This window comes from Acinetobacter sp. YH12200 (assembly GCF_013418175.1).
Lineage (GTDB): Bacteria > Pseudomonadota > Gammaproteobacteria > Pseudomonadales > Moraxellaceae > Acinetobacter > Acinetobacter pseudolwoffii.
Genome location: NZ_VPCO01000004.1, coordinates 19,934 through 40,207 on the forward strand (window position 1 = coordinate 19,934; position 20,274 = coordinate 40,207).

A 20,274-nucleotide genomic window follows, 5' to 3' on the forward strand; every position below is an offset into this window, starting at 1 on the left:
ACACGTGCCTCATATATAAAGAAGTATTAGATGCTCTACAGTAGATCTGATTGAAATTCTATTTTCTATAACTTTACGTTGAATGTCTGCATGGAAAACTATGCTCGAAGCATTTGAGGCAGCTTCAAAATGAAGTTATCTCATGTCTAGGTTACTGGGAGCAGTCCATTCTTCATACTTTAAAGAATATAGACTTAAATCAGAAAAGACCTTCAAATAAAGCTGCCTCTTCTTTCTTATACTTTTCAACACAATGATGTAGTTGAGAAAATTGACTATCATCTAATTTTAAATATTGTGAGTTTTGCTTAACACTCGAATATTTCTCCCAAATATTCAGTTTATTGATTAGTTGCTCATGGTCATTAAATTTCATCCGGGCAACAACGCCATGATCCAAAGGTAATTCAATGTGTGTCTCATCCATCTTCCAAACCTGCTCAATATCATTGATCGAGAAAGGTATTAAATCTTCCACAAAGTGAATAAAATTGATTGGAAATTTAATATTTATAGGTGAGTCTTTAAATAAAGGAGCGATTTGCGACGATGAGTAGTTTGCAAATCCACAGCCTATTTCAGTCATATAGAATATTAAGTTCTTGTGGTTCTTTGCATAAACTTTGAAGTTCTCAATATAGTTTTGAATTTCTGAAATACTTAAAACCTCACCATCACTTCCGATTGTTGGAATCCCATATGACTGACCTTGTCTACCCTCACCTTGACCAATTTTAGCTCCAAAACTGTGTAAGGCAATCTGTGCGTACCCCGAACGATGCTTCCCTAACTCATGGCAGCCAAAAACCAGAATTTCATTTTCTGCAAAATTGTAGTCTTTAATTTCTTCGTAATACTGATAAAACATACATCACCCTAATTAAAATTTTATCGAGGAATATCTTTTGCTTGGTTCTTTCAACAACGTTATAGGATGTTTAATCGATAGAACAAATAACTGACTTAAAGTTAAATTAACGGTTTTTTAATTTTAAAGTTATTTAAAATCAAATCTCTGATCTTAAATAAATTTTAACATAAATTAAAAAGAACCCATTTCCTGAAAATGCTTTTTTAAAGCATAAGCGACAATATATGTCGTTTTATTCAAAATATAGATTGTTGATTGATTCTCTTAATCGGCTTTGATTGCTAAGTGATGAAGGCAGATTGTTTAACAAATGCTATATTGGGACTGTAGGCTCTTATCCAATATTTGGGTTGCTTTAAATAGAGAAATAACTTTTTAAACCTAATAAGAAATAGTTCATGAACTTTTAGAGTTCAATCTGGAATGTGAAAAATTATGAATACTGAGCAATTATCAAAAACATCTTTTAGTTCTGATTTTTTAAATAAATCTCTCTTACGCCCTACAGCTGAGAAAAATTGTTCTTGGTATGTTCTTCCAGGATTTACGCAGTCAGAAAATGCTGTGAGAAATGATCGAGCGATAATCGTTGATATTGCTGCAGCCTTATTTGGTATGAAATACCCCTTCGAGCAGCTTATTCTTCAATTTTCAAAAAGTAATACTGACGATCAAACTGAAATGGATAAATTTTTCTTTTTAGTTAAACAACCCGAGCATACGTTAGATACAACTTTCCATCAGGATATTCAAAAAATTTGTCATTATTTTCAAATTAAACCGAACTGTTTTATTGAATTCACAGACAACCAAACCACTCTCTCTATTTCAGATCTCAATGTAGTTAAAAAAGTGAATGACGAAACGCAAAAGGTTACAGATTTACTCATGACTGAGTTTTGGCCATTGTTTAAAGATCAGCATCAACAGATTCTAGATATTCGTTCTGCTAACGAAACTGAGGCCGTAAGTAAGCCACAAACCAACTTCGGTAGGCTGGCACGCCAACTCAAAGCCAATCAGATTTTAGAGCAGTTAAAAACCAAAAATAATTCATACGAAACCAAGCGACCTTAATTGTCGCTTGGCAGTGAAAAACCATAGATCATAATTTACTAATTAGTTAATATATCAGGAGAAAGTATAAAGAAAACAAACTGAGGACACTGTTATTTCCACTTTAGAAAAAGCAATTATTTTTGCCACTGAACAGCACCAGGGACAGTTAGATAAAGCAGGTAAGGACTATATTCTTCATCCATTACGGATCATGCATAAAGTACAAGATACCGATGCAAAAATCGTAGCGGTACTACATGATGTTTTGGAAGATACACCGACTTCTGCTGAAGATCTACTTGCACTTGGCTTTAGTACCAATATTGTTAATGCCGTTCTAGCAGTTACTAAAAAAGACGGTGAAAACCGCTTTCAAGCAGTACAGCGTACTGTAAAAAATCCAATTTCTTGCACGGTAAAGCTGGCTGATTTAAGTGACAATATGGACTTATCTCGATTGGCGACTATTTCAGTAAAAGATCTTGCACGACTACGCCAATATTCAAAAGTTAAAGATATTTTATTAAGCGCACAAAGTATTCATAAACATATTGATTGCTTAGATATCAATCATGATTATCCAAAATTTGATTATCAAAATGCTGTGCAAAATTTTCAATACTTACTTAATGTGATGTTCGACTATCAACATAAAATTGGCGGCGTAAATATCGGCAGCCCACAAGAGTGGTGGATCTTATTTGAAGATGCCAGTGCATATTTTGCCTACTGTAAACGCAAAGGTTTTTCACCTCTAAAGAGTGTTTATTTGCGTTTAGTGAATGAAACTGATCTGAATTATTTTTCAGGTGTTTTTCAAGATGATACCAGTCAAAAACTCTTCCAAGAGATGTTTAAATCTTTTCTACACTTTCATTTCAAAAAGGATTCAGAATGATCATTAAAGAGGATCTATATATAGAGGACTTACACTATATCCTTAGATTCAATCATCACGATTTTTCCTTTTATTTAGACCGCCCTCCCCGTACTCGATTAAACATTAATTTTAAGAAACATCCAGAAATGGCCCTATTTCGGGATGACCCTATTTATGAAGATGTAAATTTAAAACTCCCCGCTTTAAAAATTTTCAACCTCGTTAGCCGACGTATCGAACAACTCATTTATAAATACAAAATCCAATATTGGACTTTTAGTGCGACTTCAATGAAAAAAGCAGATGTTTATGAAAAGCTTTTGGAGCGCTGGATGGCACGTACCTCTATGCCCTTTCGGTATGACCGTTTAGGGCAAAATTTTTATGTTTATTTACAGAATAATTTTTAGCATAAAGCTTAGAGGTACGTTCTGACAATTAGAACTCTTTAAAAAAACTTCACTCTGAAATCATATCACTTTATTAAATGTGAGAGCTGATCACCTTATTTCAGAGCTAAGATAGTGAAACATTTCTATTTCTCTTAAAGTTTTCAGCCTGCTCAAATATCTCTTTATAGACTTCACGTCGATCAATAGGTGGATAGCCCCACTCATCTAGCAACACCATTAGATCAAACTGTAATTCAGCTTTGATATCTTCTCGCTTGTTCCAGTCGGTGTATTTTGCCTTGTCATCGATGATCTCTTTCACTTCTTTAGAAAGCTCCAATAATTTATCTTCTGGATAAGTGAAATCATATTTATGAGCTAATGATATCAAGATATCGTAAAAGGCTTTTTCTTCGAAATCTATCCCCATCTTGCCGAATGATGCCATCTCTTCACGAAGCTCGTTATACAGCTTGATAATCTCATCAGAAAAGTCTCCGATTACCTTAGCCTGAAGTACATCTTGCTCATCACGCTCGTTATATTTCTCAACAAGAGCATTCATTTTTTTACTGAAATCGATACCCTTAATCTTATTGGTCTTTTTGAGTTCACCAATCGCCTTAGCGAGTAATTGCTGAAGCAATTGCAGCTTAGTGTTTGGCTGTTTAATTACCTCCAGCTTAGCGAGATAATCTTCATCAAAGATATCGATCTCACCATCCGTACTATCACCAAGCTTAAATATTTCTTCTACTCCATCACTAATCAGAGCATTTTTCACTAGGTCACGTACTTTTTGATTCATCTGTTCAACGTCAGGTGCACCACCAGTAGTAATTTTAAAGATGATGGTACGTACGGCTAAGTAGTAATGAATTTTGTCTTTATGTGCTTTGGTTAAATCTTCGCTACCTACACAAATATCATAAGCAGATTTAAGACGCTTGGTTAAATCCATAAAGGTTTTTTCAAATTTCTTGGTCCGCAAAGCATAGTCAGCTGAAGCATTTAAACAATGCAGCTGCTCAAGTGGTGTACCACTGTAATAAAGTTTGGAATCGAATTTATAATATAAATTATCGAGTAAGCTCAAGTGGTCTTTCACAACAACGACAGACTTTTGAATATCTTCTAAGTCCTGAATTTGACTACCCGTGTAATGTGAGAGGGCAAGGTTCATCTGCTTCTTAATACCGATATAATCGACTACTAAGCCGCTTTCTTTGCCTTCAAATTTTCGGTTTACCCGAGAGATAGTTTGAATCAGATTGTGCTTTTGTAGTGGCTTATCAATATAGATGGTATCAAGAAACGGTACATCAAAGCCTGTTAACCACATATCCACCACGATAGCGATTTTGAAGTTTGATTTGCCATTTTTAAACTGACGATCCAGCTCTTTTCGGTATTCTTTATTACCAAGCCTATCCCACATGCCTTTTTCATCATCCTTGTTCCGAGTCATGACCATTTTGACTCGTTCCATTGGCATGACCTTTTTCTGCTCGCTTTCAGATAAAGTTGAGCCTTCTTCACATGCTCTTACCTCATTCCATTCAGGACGCAGCTCAATGATGTCTTTATACAACTGATAGGCAGCTTCACGGCTACTACAGACAAACATCGCCTTGCCTTTTTGAGTCGTGCCCTCACTAACACGGGCTTCATAATGCTCAACAAAGTCTTCTGCTATGGCTTTAATACGGTCTGGGTCACCCAATATGGTAGACATACTCGCCATGGTCTTTTTGCTTTTTTCAATCTGGTATTCGTTTGCACCAGCTTCTGCACTTTCTTTGTAGTATTTTTCTACCTCATCAAGCTGGCGGCCATCTAGTAAAACTTTGGCAGCTCGACCTTCATAAACAATCCGTACAGTGATTTCATCAAATACTGACTCAACCATGGTGTAGCTATCGACCACTGCACCAAACACTTCCAGGGTGGCGTCAATTGGTGTGCCTGTGAAGCCCACGTAAGTAGCATTGGGTAAAGAATCATGCAAATATTTAGCAAAGCCGTAGGTCTTTTTGACACTGTCTTCTGTAACGGTAATCTTTTGTTCTAGGTTCACTTGACTACGGTGCGCCTCATCCGAGATACAAATGACGTTAGAACGTTCGGTCAGTAATGCTAAATCTTCAGTAAACTTGTGAATAGTTGTCAGGAACACACCGCCACTTTTACGACCTTTAAGCTGTTCACGCAGCTCAACACGACTTTCCACACTAATGATGCTTTCGTCGCCCACGTAGGTTTTAGCGTTTGTAAAAATTCCAGCAAGCTGATCATCTAAATCTGTTCGGTCAGTGATTAAGATAATAGTTGGACTACCCAGCTCGACATCTTTCATCAACAGGCGTGCCAGAAACAGCATGGTAAAACTCTTACCACAACCTGTAGCACCAAAGTATGTACCACCCTTACCATCTCGCAATTTATCTACATCAACCAATCTGCCCTGATCATCAACCAGCTTCATATGTTGCTTAATATTGGCGTATAGCTTGGTTGCGGCATAATACTGCGGATAACGACAGACGATCTTCTCATCTTTGCTTGAGGTATCAGGTATATAGATATAGTTACGGATGACATCGACCAAGCGCTCTTTATTGAATAAGCCGCTGATCATGGTCAGTAGTGAATTGATACCATCTTTTTCAAGCTTCTCTTCACCTGTCACTTTGCGCCAAGAATAGTAGAATTCATACGGAGCAAAGAAAGATCCCATCTTCGAGTTGACCCCGTCACTAATAACGCATAGGGCGTTATATTTAAATAGCTCTGGAATATCCCGTTTATAACGGGTGGTCAGTTGTTTGTAGGCATCAAACATGGTGGCATCTTCACGAATGGTGCTCTTAAACTCAAACACCACCAGTGGTAGGCCGTTGATATAGAGAATGCCATCAGGAATACGCAGCTCATAGCCTTGTATCTCCATTTGGCTGACGATGCGATAACAATTACTATCAATTGAGCTGTCACCAATCACATCATAGTCGATCAACTGGATGTATAAATCTTTCTGCGTGTGATCTTCACGCTTTAATAAAAAGCCATCAGCGATAAACTTCATGATGGCTTTATTGGTATCGTAGAGGTCGGAAGCAGGAAGGTATTCGAGCTTATGAATAATCGACTCAATCTCATACTCAGTGATTGAGTCGGCTTGGTAACGGGTCGTTAGAAACTCACGAAGATCGGACTTAATCAGCACATCTTCAGGGGTACGATCAATGGTGTCACCACACGTATGTGGGTAGCCTTCAGCCGCTAACAGCTCAATAATAGCTTGTTCAAGCCTATCTTCAGTGAATTTCAACTATACGTCCTCCACTAATGCAAGAGCATCTGGAATACGTATTTCACCTGACATTAACTTTGGTAAAAGTGTGTCGCGGAGTTTGGTTAATTCTCTTGAGGAGCATAAATTTTGATACCATCTTTCAAAAATTGAATTTGAATGAAGTCCAAAAACCTCTAAAATTAAATCAGATGGCTTTATAGTATAAATTCGCTTCATATCTTTTACAGTTATATGACCAAGTCCTGTAGTCTGTTTATCTCTAGCTATTTCTGTGAAGATTGGCTTTAAGTATTTCAATAAATAATATACGAAGGTTTTATCACTAGCTTTGTGCAACACAACATTAAAAATATGTTGGTTTAACCACCCTTTTCCGCCAGTCCAAATAAATGTATCAATGGAAGTATCCGGATTACCTGACCATGAAAATAAGATTGCACCGTCATTAATTAAGTATTTTTCCGGCATTTCCTGAGTAGTGAATTTAGTTTGTTCCGAAATACCATTTTTTATTTCTGCAATTTTGACTATTGGTAAGCCCTCATTTTCATCTGAGAAATATTGGCTTTTAAAAGATGATCCATTAATAAAGTCTGCAACTTCATAGGCTGGTGTAACTTCCCATCCTCTTGGAATCCATCCCATCTCCTCTGTAAATTCAAACTCATCAGGAAATAAAGAATGAGGCCCTTGATCATCTTGGCTTTTATTTTTCTGAACTACTCTACGTTTCTCGACCTGTTCAAAAAGTTCATCAGGAATTGAATTTCCAGCAGCTAAGGCATTGTCAATCACAGGGTCAAAATCCACAAACCAACTTTTAAACAATGCCTGCGCCATAGCTTCTAGCGTCTCATTCATTTTTCGGTTGAGCTCGATTTTATCGTCTAAAGAACCAAGAACATAGGCGATGGCTTTTTGAGTATCTAAACTTGGTAACGATATAACCTCTTTACTTAAGTCATTAATAGTTATTTGACTTTGAGCCGAGCCACTATCAAGATGTCTAAGTCCGCTATTAAGAAATAGATAATAAAAGTAACTACTAACTACTTCCGAGTTGTCTAAATCTATTTTGATTGAAAGATTGGTTAAGTAACACCTTTCCTTCACAATTTTTACATCACCTGTTCCACCAACACCACGAGCAACTACAATAATCTCGCCTTTGTCACAATTATATTCAGGGTATGTGTATTGGTATTTATACCCAGAGAATGTTGGATATTCACCAGTATTTAAAATTTCCTGTTTAGGCATTTTTCCATAAGAAAAATTTGCTATATCAGATAAACGATAGTCCTTCCAATCACTCGCCATAACCCAACACCTCCAAGTTCTTACGGATGACTGAATCTAGCTTTTCGGACTCTTGCATTTGTACATATAGCGTTTGGCTGAGTTCAAGCATTTTTGTCTCAAATGGTATACCATCATCTTCTATAGTGACAGCACCGACATAGCGCCCAGGGGTGAGTACATAATCATTGGCTTTTATCTCATCAAGGGTTGCAGATTTGCAGTAGCCTGCCTTGTCGGCATAAGCTTCGTATCCACCAGCATCTTGCTCACCACGCCATGCGTGATAAGTTTTGGCAATCGCTTCAATGTCTTCATTGGTGAGTTCTTTATGAGTGCGGTCAACCATGCTGCCAATGTTGCGGGCATCAATAAATAAAGTCTCGCCTTGACGGTCTCGAAGCCCACGCGCTTGACTATTGGCTGATTTGGCTTGTTTATCTTTACTGATAAACCATAAACACACAGGAATTTGAGTGGTATAGAACAACTGACCTGGTAGAGCAATCATACAATCTACCAAATCATTTTCTATAATCTGCTGACGTATTTCACCCTCACCACTGGTAGTGGTAGACATCGAACCATTTGCCAGTACAAAGCCAGCTGTGCCGTGCTCAGAGAGCTTGGATATCATGTGCAATATCCATGCATAGTTGGCATTCCCTGTAGGCGGTGTGGGATAACCTGCCCAACGTGGATCATCTACTAACTCATCAGACGCACGCCAATCTTTTTGGTTAAAGGGTGGGTTTGCCATGATGAAATCAGCTTTAAGTGTTTCGTGCTGATCCTTAAAGAAGGTATCGGCTGCAACATCACCCAAGTTGCTAGAGATACCCCGAATGGCAAGGTTCATTTTGGCAAGTTTGTAGGTCGTGCTGGTATATTCTTGCCCATAAATAGATACGTCTTTGGTATTGCCGTGGTGACTTTTAATAAACTTGATAGACTGTACAAACATACCACCCGAGCCACAACACGGGTCATAGATTTTACCTTGATACGGCTCCAGCATTTCTGCAATAAGATTGACCACTGATTTAGGTGTATAGAACTCACCGCCGCCTTTACCTTCAGTCGCAGCGAACTTACCCAAGAAGTATTCATACACACGACCTACGGTGTCTTCTTCCGGGTTCTCTAAAGTATCGATGTTGTTGACCACATCAATCAATGCCGCAAGTTTACTCGCGGTTAAACCAAGACGAGAGAAGTAGTTATCAGGTAATGCACCCTTCAGGGACTTGTTCGTCTTTTCAATCGTACTTAAAGCCGTGTCAATTTTAAGAGCGATATCTTCTTGCTTTGCATTTTGTTGAATGAAGCTCCAACGGCTATCAACTGGCAAGTAGAACACATTATCTTTAGTGTAAGCTTGCACCAGGTCGATGTGCTTTTCATAGCCTGTATCAATGAGTTTCTGTTTTTGTTTTTCGAAAGTATCGCTGATGAATTTTAAGAAAATCAGGCTTAAAACAATATGCTTGTACTCTGATGATTCAACACTGCCACGCAATTTATTAGCTGCATCCCAAAGTGCTTCTTCAAATGATTTATCATTCTTTTTTTCAGGTGTTTTAGCCATAACTTTCAATTCTCAACTATTCATTCGTTACTTAGGGGAGAGTAAATTACTTACTATCTGAAGGTAAAATATATGTTTTTCGAACTATAGCCCATTTAAAACATCCTATTAAACACTTAACACTTACACTTCAAATAACAATATATTTCTTTCACTTTTATACCCCTAATACGATACTGGATACATATCCTATAATGCTACATGATTGTTCTTCGTAAAACATTCCGACCTTAAAAAAATTATTCAAAATAAGAACATATTTGAACTATTGAGTATAAGGATAATTTTTCCTTCAACTTACTCAGAAGTAAACATTTGGTGAAGCTCTATTTCTCATCAAAAAAAAAATAAGGGAGCCGAAGCTCCCAATTTTATGCACGGTTCGCCAACTTATTTTCAATCCATTGATGGATCTCATAAGCAGACCAACCAATACGGTTCTGTGTGATTTTCACTTTCTTTGGAAAAGTTGGATCGTAGTAGGGCGAGTTCTCATCCATCATCTCATAGACAGTTGAGCGCCCAACCCCTGTAAACAATACAACTTGCTTGATATTGATAAGTTGATTCATTTGAAATGTTTGACCTACAAAGGCATTCATGACGAGTTCTCCTTAGATTATTTAAGCGAGCTGTCTTCAGCTCAAATAATCAGGAAGTTCTGTAAAAATTTATTCCATAACGATCCAATAGCATCTAATTGACTGCTCTCACACTGCGTTGTAGCCCCTGTTGAATATCTTGAACAAACCCATCAGGCTTGTTTAAGCCTGATGATTGTTGAACTTCCGCTTGATCAGGCTCTGCATAAAACTCATCCAAAACATCAAACCCCTCTTCACCATTCACTTCAAACTGCGCATTAGCAAAACCCTGCTTTGCTACGAAATCTACGGCCTCCTGATAAAATCCTGCTTCTTTACTCTGCTTATCAATTTCCTTGGCTGTCCGAATCGCATCATTCAAACTCACCCCATCCTTTAGGGTTAGATCCACGTAATACACCGGCTGGCGATAACTTTGCGTTGTCGATTTCCCACGTAAGGTCAGTTGCAACGGTAAACAAGACAACAGTCCACCTGACGCTGCACTGTAGTAAGACAAGCGAGCTGCAAGCGTTCGAATACTATTAAAGCCTGTAGTTCTAAAGATAAACGTACCCAGCTCATCGGAGTCATCTAAATTGACATGTAAACGTCCATAAGGTTTGCAATGTCCTCCTTGAGCCAAAGAACATAAATCCGGTGATGGGCATGGATGTTGCTCGACACCCTGATTGGTCAATCTGCGACAGGTTTGACCATCTCCTACACAGACAGGCCGCCCGGTCTGCCGATCGAATAAGCTGTACTCGGCACGCAGGTTTAGCTCTGGATCGTTAAAGATCATCCGTACTGGAATAGTGCGCAACTTTTGATTAGGGGTTTGACTGCGTAATTGTTCATCTAAAGGATGTTTTACCCAGCCACTCTCCTTACTTTGGATTTGTGATGTAATGGTAAATTGATCATCTTTTTCAGGCAGGCGTTTGCCATTCTTTTCCACCACTCGACCAATGCTGATCCGTCCTAAAATAGGTGGGGCGATTGCTAGACCTTTAATCATGCTGATTTCCTTTATAAATTGATTTTTGACTTTCAGTTTTTTAAATTTGAAAATAAAAATCCCATGCACGGAGCCATGGGATTTTTGATGGATAGTCAAGTTAAGTACTTAGGCTAAAGTGAAATGGCTTAATCGGTATAGATTTGAAAACGTCGACTCCCCACTCTGCTTTGTGGAAATTGTTCTAGCATTTCAGGGTGTAGCTTGAGCAACGCTTTACTGTCTAAGCTGACCGAGTCCTTGCTTTTCTTCCACGTCACCGAGCCTGCCTGAAAGGTGGCTCGTTCTGCTTCTTTCATCAGGGCTTGGATTTGATGCTTGATCTGATCGAAGCTTTGTTGCTGCTGTTCTATCTGCGTTTTGGTCTCAATCAACTGATCAAAGAGTTGATTAGCCATTTCGTCCTGGCTTAAATCCTCTACAGTTAAAGGGGTGTGTTGCGGATAAAGTTGTTGTAGGGCCTTAGCGGCTGATTCAGAGGCATCAACATCAGGCGGTACGTCCTTTTCTACACATTCCCAGAAGTAGCGTTCAGCTTTGATGAGATGTTCAATCACCGATTCACTACGGGTGACTTTGAATATCTTGGTTTCATGCCCACAGAGTAAGACACAAATATGCGCTGCCTGTTTACCTGTAACGGCCAATTGATGTTGCACCTGACACAGCACATAAAGCGGTACGCCATCACGCCAAAGTTTTGCGCCATATTCTCCTGCGGTTTTGCATTCAAGAACTTGCACTTCATCACTACCGATCACTGAGTAATCTAGGTTGGCCAACATAAAGGATTTATCCGGGTCGGGATGCTGAAGCACGGCATTGACACGTCTGACCTTGTTGTTGGTATGCATGCTGTAGTATTCAGCAACGAGTGGCTCTAGCTGCTTCCCCCAATATAAAGGTGCAACGCCCGAGCTATCATCATCAATGTTCTGCTGAGTTCGACCGGTTTTAATCATCCACAGTTCCAGCATCGACATATAGGGATTCAATCCACATGCAGTTGCGGCATCACTGCTGCCAATGCCTTGTTTACGCACTTCAAGCCATTCTTGGTATTGCATGTTTTTGGTATTGGCTAAGCGTTTCGCTACAGCAGGCTTTATCGATTTAGATGGTTTGCTTGTTGGGATCGGCAAGTTAAAAGGTTGTGAAGTCGGTGGGTTGGGTAACTTTGCGAGTTGATTCATAGTTTTATTCCTGATCAATATTGTTTACTGTTCTAAATTTGCGGCATAAAAAAGCCACATCCCGAAGGACATGGCTTATATTCATGTTTAAGCTATATTGGGTTTTCTTGATGTTTAATCTGGTTAGGCGATTAAACGTAATGCCTGCTCTAGGCCACGCTGCTTTAACGCAGCACCTGCACCAAACCAAGCTGAATCGAGACGATGATCTGTACTCATGGCGCGACGTTCATGATCGGCAAACTCGGTGATTGAACAGAGTAAGCCATAGGCAGTATCTTTCGCTGAGCTGAGTTCTGCACCACGGCCTTGCCCATTAAACATATTCATGGCTTTGCTCATGGCACGTCCATTCGGCTCAGACTTTTCTTTCGCTGGATTTGGAGTAGCCACATTGCGATAGAACTGAATGATGTTCTCCTCCTGATCTGCCACGCTCATCGTTGTATTGTTGAACACGGCATCAAAGAAAGCTGCTGCCTCACCTTGCGTCACTTTACGCTGACTCAGCTGTTTCATTTCATACATGTGCTCATCCCATGCACGGACTGAGATACCCAGCTGCTGTTTTACCTTTTCCGCATCAAACTTGGTGCTGTGCGGTACTTTGACCACACCGGCACTAATGTTTTGTCCACGTAAGGCAATCGCTAAGGTGTTATTACAGACCACACGAATATTGGTAAATTGTGCGGTGGTGGCTAAGGTTCCATCACAAGCGGTTGCCAGTAAAATATAACCATTACTGACATCCTTGCCTTTTAAAGCGGTGCTTTGTCCAGTACGTGCCAATGCCCAGAACTTCTTCCCCCCTTTCAGTACGCCTGCGGTTTCCAGTTCAAAGCCAGACTGCTCTGTCAGGTCACGGTAAAACTCTAAAATTTCTTTAGGCTGAACTTCCTGATAACGCTGACTCACCACAGACAAAGGTGCATGTGTATCTGAGCGATACAGCACCCGTTGTTCTTCATAAGGCATGATGATGCTTTGACCACGTTCATTCTTTGCCATGTAGCTGACATCGGATGATTCAATCCGCCAATCCATACCCGCCTGCTTCGCCCAGACGTCAATCGGTTGTTGTTGCGTCAATTGATTCCCTAGACCATGCCAAGGGGTTTGACCGACATAGGCCATGTTTTCGATTAAATGTGCCATAGTAAATATTCCTTAATTTAAAAAAGTAAAATGTGTGAAATGAATCAAGTGATGAAAAATGTGAGATGGTGAAATCAAAGCTGGATAGTGTTTAAAAGTACATGTATCTACTGAACAGGCCATTTAATTTGGTTTGGCCCAGGCAAAATGCTGCTGGCAGTCCTGGCAGATAAAATTCATGGCATTACCATAGTGCCGTTCAAAGCAATACTGACTCACCATCACCAGCACACCACCGATGACGACACCAACCATCGCACCGGCTAAAGGGGGAGCACCGGTCTGCTTTGCGATCTTGATTCCGAACAGCGCCATCTGAGCGGGGGAAATAAAATGCCGCAGCTGTTCGAAATACTGTTCATGAGGGTGTCCAGATTCGGTCTGCTTGATATTGGCAGACTGGCAATACGGACAGTGGATAAAGGACATTGATCAATTCCTTATAAAAATACGGTATGGTGCAGACATAAAAAAACCGCCCCCCCGAAGGATGCGGTTTGGTCTTTAGGTCAGCCGTGACTGGTTTTTTAGATCATTTATTGAAAACTATAACTGGCTGTACCCTGTTCAGTTTCAACATCCACTTTCACTACATTGTTATATCCGCATCCTGTAAGCTGCAATTTCAATACCTGTCCCATCTTAAATATTTGTGGATACTGAATTTCTCTTCGGTAACCTTCATAACTGCATTGACCATTATTGATCGACACATTGGTCGCATCAATATGGTCAGGAGAGTTGGAGCGAATCGTCAGTACCGTAGCGGTTTGATTTTGAGCATACCAGTTACTGGTATCTTCAACACTCAGTTCAACGGTGAAAGTATTCGGGTCTAAACTTGAGCTGCATCCTGATAGCATCCATCCAGAAGCAGCAAAAAAAGTGGTGAGCAGTATGGTTTTTATTAAAATGTTCATCATGAATTTCTCTTTTTATAGGTACGCCTAGGATGGTTCCCCCTAAATCCCCAGTGCCCCATGCAGTAAATGTTGTAATGAATATCGGAGTGTTTGAATTTTTCTAGGCGATAAAGTGCATTGATCCACTTCGCTCAAACAGCTTTAGAGATTCATCTTCATATCGGTAATATGTATTTGAAAATTTTTTATTGTTAGAAAGTCATCAACACAGCTATGCCTTACAGCACAGCATCGTCTTTATCAAACTTAAGGGCATAAAGATATAAAAAGTGAAGAGTAAGAGGCGGGTATGTACAGATAAGACGCATGGCATAATCTTTGTGCTAAAAGAGCTCTACCCAATAACTGTCAATCTACCGCAACAAAGGGGGTACAAACAGATTCTCCACCAAAAAAAATTCTTTTTTGATGTGCTTGTGTGAGAGTCTGTCAAAACCCACTGAAGATGTAGGTCAGCGTTGAAAATTCCTAATATTCGAGATCAAAATCATCAAGCTAACATCTTGATTGATGATATTTTTTATTGCGGAGATTTCAATTACAAGTCATTGTTTGTCTGTGTTTTATCGCATGAATTGATTTCTTAAATTGATAACTCTATCACCAAGTGTCACATTGGATGCAATCAACCTGCAAGGAATCAAAACAACTTTAAGCCCTAAAGTTTAAATCCTTTCATGATCGTAGCTTGAGCCAGCTTAAACCCTTTAGGTCGAACCACCAATTCGTCAATCTTCCCTCCCATGAGACTGAAGTTGCGTTGAATCATATCCTCCATTTCTAAGTTTTGAACTTGCTGGAGGAGTAGACAGACAGGATCAATCAGACGATCCTCCCATGTATGGATCAATTCAACTGTCATCCATTGGCCATCCCCTTGACTACTCTGTTGCCATAACTGGTTCATTAAATTGATGAATTGAGCCTTCGCTAATCCATTCATGAGTTTAGCGTTAAAGGCTAAACTATACACCGCTACATATTGTTGCTGCTCACAATCTCGCAAGACGGATCGATATTGGTAAATAAGACCATATTGTATTGTTAACGTTTTCAATTGCCGTTCAAAGGTCCTCAGATGCTGAGCCATTGCTAAAATTGAGATTTGAGGTACTACATCAGGATGATAACGACAAAAGAACTGTATCAGCGTCTGATCATGCATGTATTGCGTGACTTGATGGTATTTCTCGAGTTCACCTTCTCTTTTCTTTGCCGCTATATCCCCACGCTTCTTTAGTTGTTCAATGAAATTAACGCTGCAGAACTGCTGTTGCAATTTATGCATCAATAATTGAATGCATTGTTGAAACTCTAGCTCGGTTTTCACTGGCAAGTACCGAAGCTTCAATTCCAGTAAGGTATGATTATAACAAAGCATAAAACAGCTTAGCCAAATATCAAATTCAAACTCGTACTGAGAATAAAGAACGCCTTTGAACTGTGGAATCAATTCTGCAAATCGTTCGTACCAAAGTTCTGGATCTAACGAACCTTGGTCAAATCGTACGGCCTTATAATAGCGTTGTAGGGTCTGTTCCAACTCAACTGCCACGACATGTTCTAGATGCTGTATCATGTTGGGTACTCCATGAAGATTATTGTTCATAGAAGTACCCACCCCATATTTTTTTATTTTCTGTGATGACTACAGGCAAAAGCATCCATTCCTTTTGGCCGAATCCTTAGGTATTGATGTTGATTACTTTCCGTGCCTATTTTAGCTAAGTAGTAGGCTGACTCAAATAAACTGTCCAACAACACAGAATCGGTGTTTTGGATCACACGATTACTAATATTTTGTCGACCATAACTGGTTTCACCTTGGTAATCACTCAAATACCCTTTTCCTCCAGTAATACGCATCCAAAGTGCTTCTGCTCCTGTTCTGAAGCGATGTACATTTGGATGATGCTTCCCATCTAATATCACTAAAAAATGTACATGAAAATGTCCTTCCCTTGCCCCTTGTTCTGCTACACGGGCAAAGAATAATATTTCGACATCCTGTTTACCTGGTTGAGCAAAATTAGTCGTATTATGGATTTCTTGAGTAAATTCTTTCAGCTGCTGATAAAATTCAACACTACTGATTTCATTTATAAACTTTTCTCGATAATACAGTTCGAATCGATAAGGTAATATTCGACAACGCCGCGGCAAAACATCTTCAATTTTCTTTTTGAGTTCAGCTTTACGTACTTTAACCTGATAGGTATTATCATGACACCTACGCTTGTATTGGCTACTATTTAAGGCTAATGCTAACTCCATTAGAATAGAAGGGAGATCACCATAAGCATGACACTTGATTACCTTTATTCGTTCCTCGTCGCTATACTCTGCAAAACAGGCATGGACGCAGTCTGAGAATATTTGGATACGGTGACAGTATCTCCGGTCTGGGAGATTGAGTAACCAATACCAGCCTCGAAATGTAGTACCAAAATTAATTACCCAAGGTTTGATCCAAGAAGACAGCTTATAATCTAATTCAGGATCTTGCTCCCATCTAAACGAAGCTCTTTTCAAGGCACGTTCAAAACTTTGAATCAAAATATCGAGTTGTAAAGAATCAATTGATTCTGATCTTTCTTCAACTGACATGTCAGACTTCCTATGACTACTAAAATCATAGGAAGCTGTTTTGTATATTTTTTTATGTTAGTACTTAGATTTAGCCTAATGCTGTACTATGCTTTGTATACATAAAGATATGAATAATAGATACCAAGTCATTAGTAGTAATACTTTTCTTCATAGAGTAGTCTATATATCTTATTGTTTATATATCTTATTGTTTATATATCATAAATATATGCACCACACATATAACCCAAAAAAACAATTTTAGATAGGTTCTCCTACCATATTTATATATAAATCAGAATAACACCTTATTTTTTTAGCTGTGATTTTTAGATAAAACTAGGAAATAAATTAAAAAAATCTCTTGCACATAATAACCCACGATCGCCATCATTAAAAATAATTTTCACACCCAATTAGCTTATCTATTCAAATTCAATATATCCACTTATTAACCCAAACAGTGATCTTTTTAAAATAATTTGAATATCTTATAAATATAAATATAAGCGTTAAAGTTTATCATCAGAAATACCAAAGCCATCTTACCTGAAGATTACTCTAAAAATACAAGTCTTGTCTCCCGCTCCCTTCTCTAGTTCCATTTTGCATGTTGAAAAAAATTACGTTTATGCATCCCAATCTCAACAAGAATTATTCTGAAAAATTATCACTCAAAGTGCGAGGCAAAAATCATACATTACTTATACCCAGAAACAGCAGCAACATTGGGAAAATTTTCAGAACTGGTACTGATATAGCATATCCATAAACACAAAAGCGCGGGTATTTTCTATAAAAATTTTCCACGCAACTACAAGAAATCACGATCTTTAAGAAACACCTATAAACCACCAACAATCAAAGGACAATTATATTGATTTATAATAATTTTTTCATAAATCAATAATTATAAACTCTACAGAATATCTACATAAATTATTCATAAATTCTACTTTATTAAATAAATAATCTTTATGAAATTAAATCAAAATATCTGTATAATTTGTTAAAATTTTAACAACGGTACTTAAGAATGCTTAATGAAGATTTTGAAAAACAGTACAAAGAATATTTTAATGATTTTGGAGAAAGAGGCTTTACACTTGCTTGGGTCTATTTTCCTTGCAATCCAACTAACCTACAACAAGATGTATTTCAGGAAAATCCACCTGTCAGTCTCCCTAACAATGATATGATTAAAAATGATGTTATTGAGCAAATCAAAAAGCAAAATAATCCCAAAGAGATGCTTGAGTTTACTCACCTATTTATTAAAAATATGATAATTGAAGAAGATTTCCTGAATTCAATCGATAAGAAAGACAATATACTTATTTCATATTTAATTATAAATCTTTTAAGGCCTTCTACAAATATCAATTATCAAGAACTATCAGATACTTATTTCCCTAAACCCCTTTTAGATTCAAACACCCAAATAATTTTTATTCCAGAAACAAATAAATATGAAAACTTAATTAAAAAAAATAATTTTATAACATTAAATGAAAAGAACATTATAATTCCAAAAATTAATCATTTAAACAATATCAAACATTCTGACAATCTTTTTGATATTTTTATATTCCTACTAGATAAATATGAAATAAATTTAAAGCATAAGAAAGAATACTTATCAAACTTACTAAACTATTATGAAACAGTTAAAACCAAGAAAAAAAATTATAAATGGATAGATAAAGAAAATCATGAACAAATTCAATGGATACTATATTATTTCCAAGACACTTTGAAGTTTGAAATCTGTTTAAATCAAATCCATTATATAAATACTATCAAGAGAAAATGTAATAATTATGAATTCATTTTTTTACTCATAGCTTCAATTCCATTATCAAATCAAGAGCTATTAATTCTAAAATTAAAAAAAGCATGGTCCCAACAGAAATTTAGAATGAGTGGAAAAGCTAAGAAAGCTTACCACCTCCCTTTGACAAAAGAGACAAACAGAAAACTCAAAGCTCTTAGTGAAGTACTGAACAAGACAGAAAGCCAGATTTTAGAAAATCTGATTGAAGAAAAATATCGAATAACCATTTTAGATGAAAATGGAAGATCAAAATATTAAGCATAATTCTCATACCAAGGAGCTCAATCCTTGGTATATTTACTCATTTTAATTCAACCAAATCCTGACCATTTCTCCATACCACTCCATCAATCTCACCCGCTCATCCCAATATTGCGCTCGGTTATATGCCGAGCGAATTCTATTTTGAGGCACATGAGCAAGCTGACGTTCAATTGCATCTGGATTAAACAAATTCGATTCGTTTATGACTGTACTGAATAGTGATCTAAAACCATGTGTGGTCATCCGACCTGCATAGCCCGAACGTTTGATCACGGCCAAAATAGACTCGCTACGCATAGGTTCTTTGTTATTTAAACGATGTGGAAAGAGGAGTTCCTGATTATGAGTAAGTCTCAAAGCCTGAAGCTCAGTAATCATCATGTCCGTCAACGGCACACGATGTGGAAGTCGATTCTTCATACGCTCTTCAGGGATATCCCACTTACGTCCTTCTAGATCAAATTCCTCCCAGCGTGCTTGCAGCAACTCACTAACCCGAACGCCTGTCAGCATAATCAGAATAATGGCATGATGTGTTTGAGCATCACTTGGGTATGCTCTAACCTTCCTTAAAAACTCAGGCATCTCAGCAGCAGTAAGCGAAGCTAAGTTTTTGACTCTTTTGTTCTTGAGAGCATAAACCAGATCACCTGCCGGATTATCATAACGATAGCCATGCGCAATTGCGTACTTCATGACCATGCCACAACGAGACAAGGTACGTTTTGCAATTTCAAGCGAGCCTCTGGCCTCAATTTTCTTAATGATTTGCAAAATCTCAGGTGCTTGAATTTGGTTAATACGCTTATTAGCAAGAGCAATATAAAGCTCATCCAATGAAGCTCGAACATTACTGATATGTTTGGATGACCAGGTTTCTTTTTGATTATTGAACCAATCCTCTGCGACTTCCTTAAAATAAGGCTGCTCCTGCTCGACCTCAGTCGTATTTTTGAGTTTATACCTAAGATCAAGCGCTATCTCTCTAGCACGCTTTAGACTCAGCTCAGGATAGATGCCTAATGCTTTTGACTTCCTTTGTCCATTTTCTGTATATCGGATAGACCAATATTTTTTCCCATTCGGATCGATTCGTAAAGACAGACCATTAATATCAGAAAGGCGGTACTGTTTTTCCTGCGGCAGTGCTTTTTTACACATCACATCAGTAAGTGACATATCTTTGTCCCACGTAATTAAACTTATTTAGTGGGTCAAATTGTCCCAATATTGACCCACAAACAGCAAATATAGGGTCAAATCATATCGGATAAACTCGGACAAACAGGCATAAAAAAAAGCC

General features: G+C 38.1%; 16 protein-coding genes and 1 pseudogene. 4 read left to right on the forward strand and 13 right to left on the reverse strand.

The window, feature by feature from the left end:
- Positions 1 to 199 precede the first annotated feature (199 nt).
- Positions 200 to 868 (reverse strand): hypothetical protein, encoded by a 669-nt coding sequence (locus FTU90_RS03315; RefSeq protein ID WP_180071940.1) that lies wholly within the window; start codon positions 866 to 868, stop codon positions 200 to 202.
- A 438-nt stretch (positions 869 to 1,306) separates the two neighbouring features.
- Here FTU90_RS03315 and FTU90_RS03320 point away from each other — a divergent pair, with 438 nt between their 5' ends.
- The 3 genes and pseudogenes from FTU90_RS03320 (at position 1,307) to FTU90_RS03330 (ending at position 3,220) form a co-directional block, all read left to right on the forward strand.
- Positions 1,307 to 1,948 (forward strand): hypothetical protein, encoded by a 642-nt coding sequence (locus tag FTU90_RS03320; RefSeq protein ID WP_180071941.1) that lies wholly within the window; start codon positions 1,307 to 1,309, stop codon positions 1,946 to 1,948.
- Positions 1,949 to 2,042: 94 nt separating this feature from the next.
- A pseudogene (locus tag FTU90_RS16045) lies at positions 2,043 to 2,459 on the forward strand (HD domain-containing protein); the annotation flags it as partial.
- Positions 2,460 to 2,824: 365 nt separating this feature from the next.
- Complete coding sequence (locus FTU90_RS03330) at positions 2,825 to 3,220, forward strand: hypothetical protein (RefSeq protein WP_180071943.1); 396 nt, start codon at positions 2,825 to 2,827, stop codon at positions 3,218 to 3,220.
- A gap of 106 nt (positions 3,221 to 3,326) precedes the next feature.
- Here the strand turns inward: FTU90_RS03330 and FTU90_RS03335 are convergent, their stop codons facing one another.
- The 11 genes from FTU90_RS03335 to FTU90_RS03385 all read right to left on the reverse strand — a co-directional run bounded on the left by FTU90_RS03335 (position 3,327) and on the right by FTU90_RS03385 (position 16,891).
- Positions 3,327 to 6,533, reverse strand: coding sequence for a type I restriction endonuclease subunit R (locus FTU90_RS03335; RefSeq protein WP_180071944.1), 3,207 nt, complete (start codon positions 6,531 to 6,533; stop codon positions 3,327 to 3,329).
- Positions 6,534 to 7,838, reverse strand: coding sequence for a restriction endonuclease subunit S (locus FTU90_RS03340; protein ID WP_180071945.1), 1,305 nt, complete (start codon positions 7,836 to 7,838; stop codon positions 6,534 to 6,536).
- Positions 7,828 to 9,405, reverse strand: a complete 1,578-nt coding sequence (locus tag FTU90_RS03345) for a class I SAM-dependent DNA methyltransferase (RefSeq protein WP_180071946.1) — start codon at positions 9,403 to 9,405, stop codon at positions 7,828 to 7,830. The genes FTU90_RS03340 and FTU90_RS03345 overlap by 11 nt, the downstream gene beginning before the upstream one ends.
- Before the next feature lie 371 nt (positions 9,406 to 9,776).
- On the reverse strand, positions 9,777 to 10,007 hold the full coding sequence (locus tag FTU90_RS03350; protein WP_131270952.1) for an AlpA family transcriptional regulator: 231 nt from the start codon (positions 10,005 to 10,007) through the stop codon (positions 9,777 to 9,779).
- A 94-nt stretch (positions 10,008 to 10,101) separates the two neighbouring features.
- Positions 10,102 to 11,010 carry a hydrolase or metal-binding protein gene (locus FTU90_RS03355; protein ID WP_180071947.1) on the reverse strand — a complete coding sequence of 303 codons (909 nt, stop codon included), beginning with the start codon at positions 11,008 to 11,010 and terminating at the stop codon, positions 10,102 to 10,104.
- A 128-nt stretch (positions 11,011 to 11,138) separates the two neighbouring features.
- Positions 11,139 to 12,203 (reverse strand): YqaJ viral recombinase family protein, encoded by a 1,065-nt coding sequence (locus FTU90_RS03360; RefSeq protein ID WP_180071948.1) that lies wholly within the window; start codon positions 12,201 to 12,203, stop codon positions 11,139 to 11,141.
- A gap of 123 nt (positions 12,204 to 12,326) precedes the next feature.
- Positions 12,327 to 13,361 carry a DUF932 domain-containing protein gene (locus tag FTU90_RS03365; protein ID WP_180071949.1) on the reverse strand — a complete coding sequence of 345 codons (1,035 nt, stop codon included), beginning with the start codon at positions 13,359 to 13,361 and terminating at the stop codon, positions 12,327 to 12,329.
- 123 nt (positions 13,362 to 13,484) lie between these two features.
- Positions 13,485 to 13,790, reverse strand: coding sequence for a hypothetical protein (locus FTU90_RS03370; RefSeq protein WP_180071950.1), 306 nt, complete (start codon positions 13,788 to 13,790; stop codon positions 13,485 to 13,487).
- 107 nt (positions 13,791 to 13,897) lie between these two features.
- Positions 13,898 to 14,281, reverse strand: a complete 384-nt coding sequence (locus FTU90_RS03375; protein WP_180071951.1) for a hypothetical protein — start codon at positions 14,279 to 14,281, stop codon at positions 13,898 to 13,900.
- Between the two features lie 661 nt (positions 14,282 to 14,942).
- On the reverse strand, positions 14,943 to 15,893 hold the full coding sequence (locus FTU90_RS03380; protein WP_131270959.1) for a hypothetical protein: 951 nt from the start codon (positions 15,891 to 15,893) through the stop codon (positions 14,943 to 14,945).
- Between the two features lie 23 nt (positions 15,894 to 15,916).
- Positions 15,917 to 16,891 (reverse strand): hypothetical protein, encoded by a 975-nt coding sequence (locus tag FTU90_RS03385; RefSeq protein WP_180071952.1) that lies wholly within the window; start codon positions 16,889 to 16,891, stop codon positions 15,917 to 15,919.
- 1,018 nt (positions 16,892 to 17,909) lie between these two features.
- Between FTU90_RS03385 and FTU90_RS03390 the strand changes: the two genes are divergently transcribed.
- Positions 17,910 to 18,965, forward strand: a complete 1,056-nt coding sequence (locus tag FTU90_RS03390; RefSeq protein ID WP_180071953.1) for a hypothetical protein — start codon at positions 17,910 to 17,912, stop codon at positions 18,963 to 18,965.
- 48 nt (positions 18,966 to 19,013) lie between these two features.
- Here FTU90_RS03390 and FTU90_RS03395 read toward each other — a convergent pair whose 3' ends face one another.
- Positions 19,014 to 20,150, reverse strand: a complete 1,137-nt coding sequence (locus FTU90_RS03395; RefSeq protein ID WP_180071954.1) for a tyrosine-type recombinase/integrase — start codon at positions 20,148 to 20,150, stop codon at positions 19,014 to 19,016.
- Between the last annotated feature and the right edge of the window lie 124 nt (positions 20,151 to 20,274).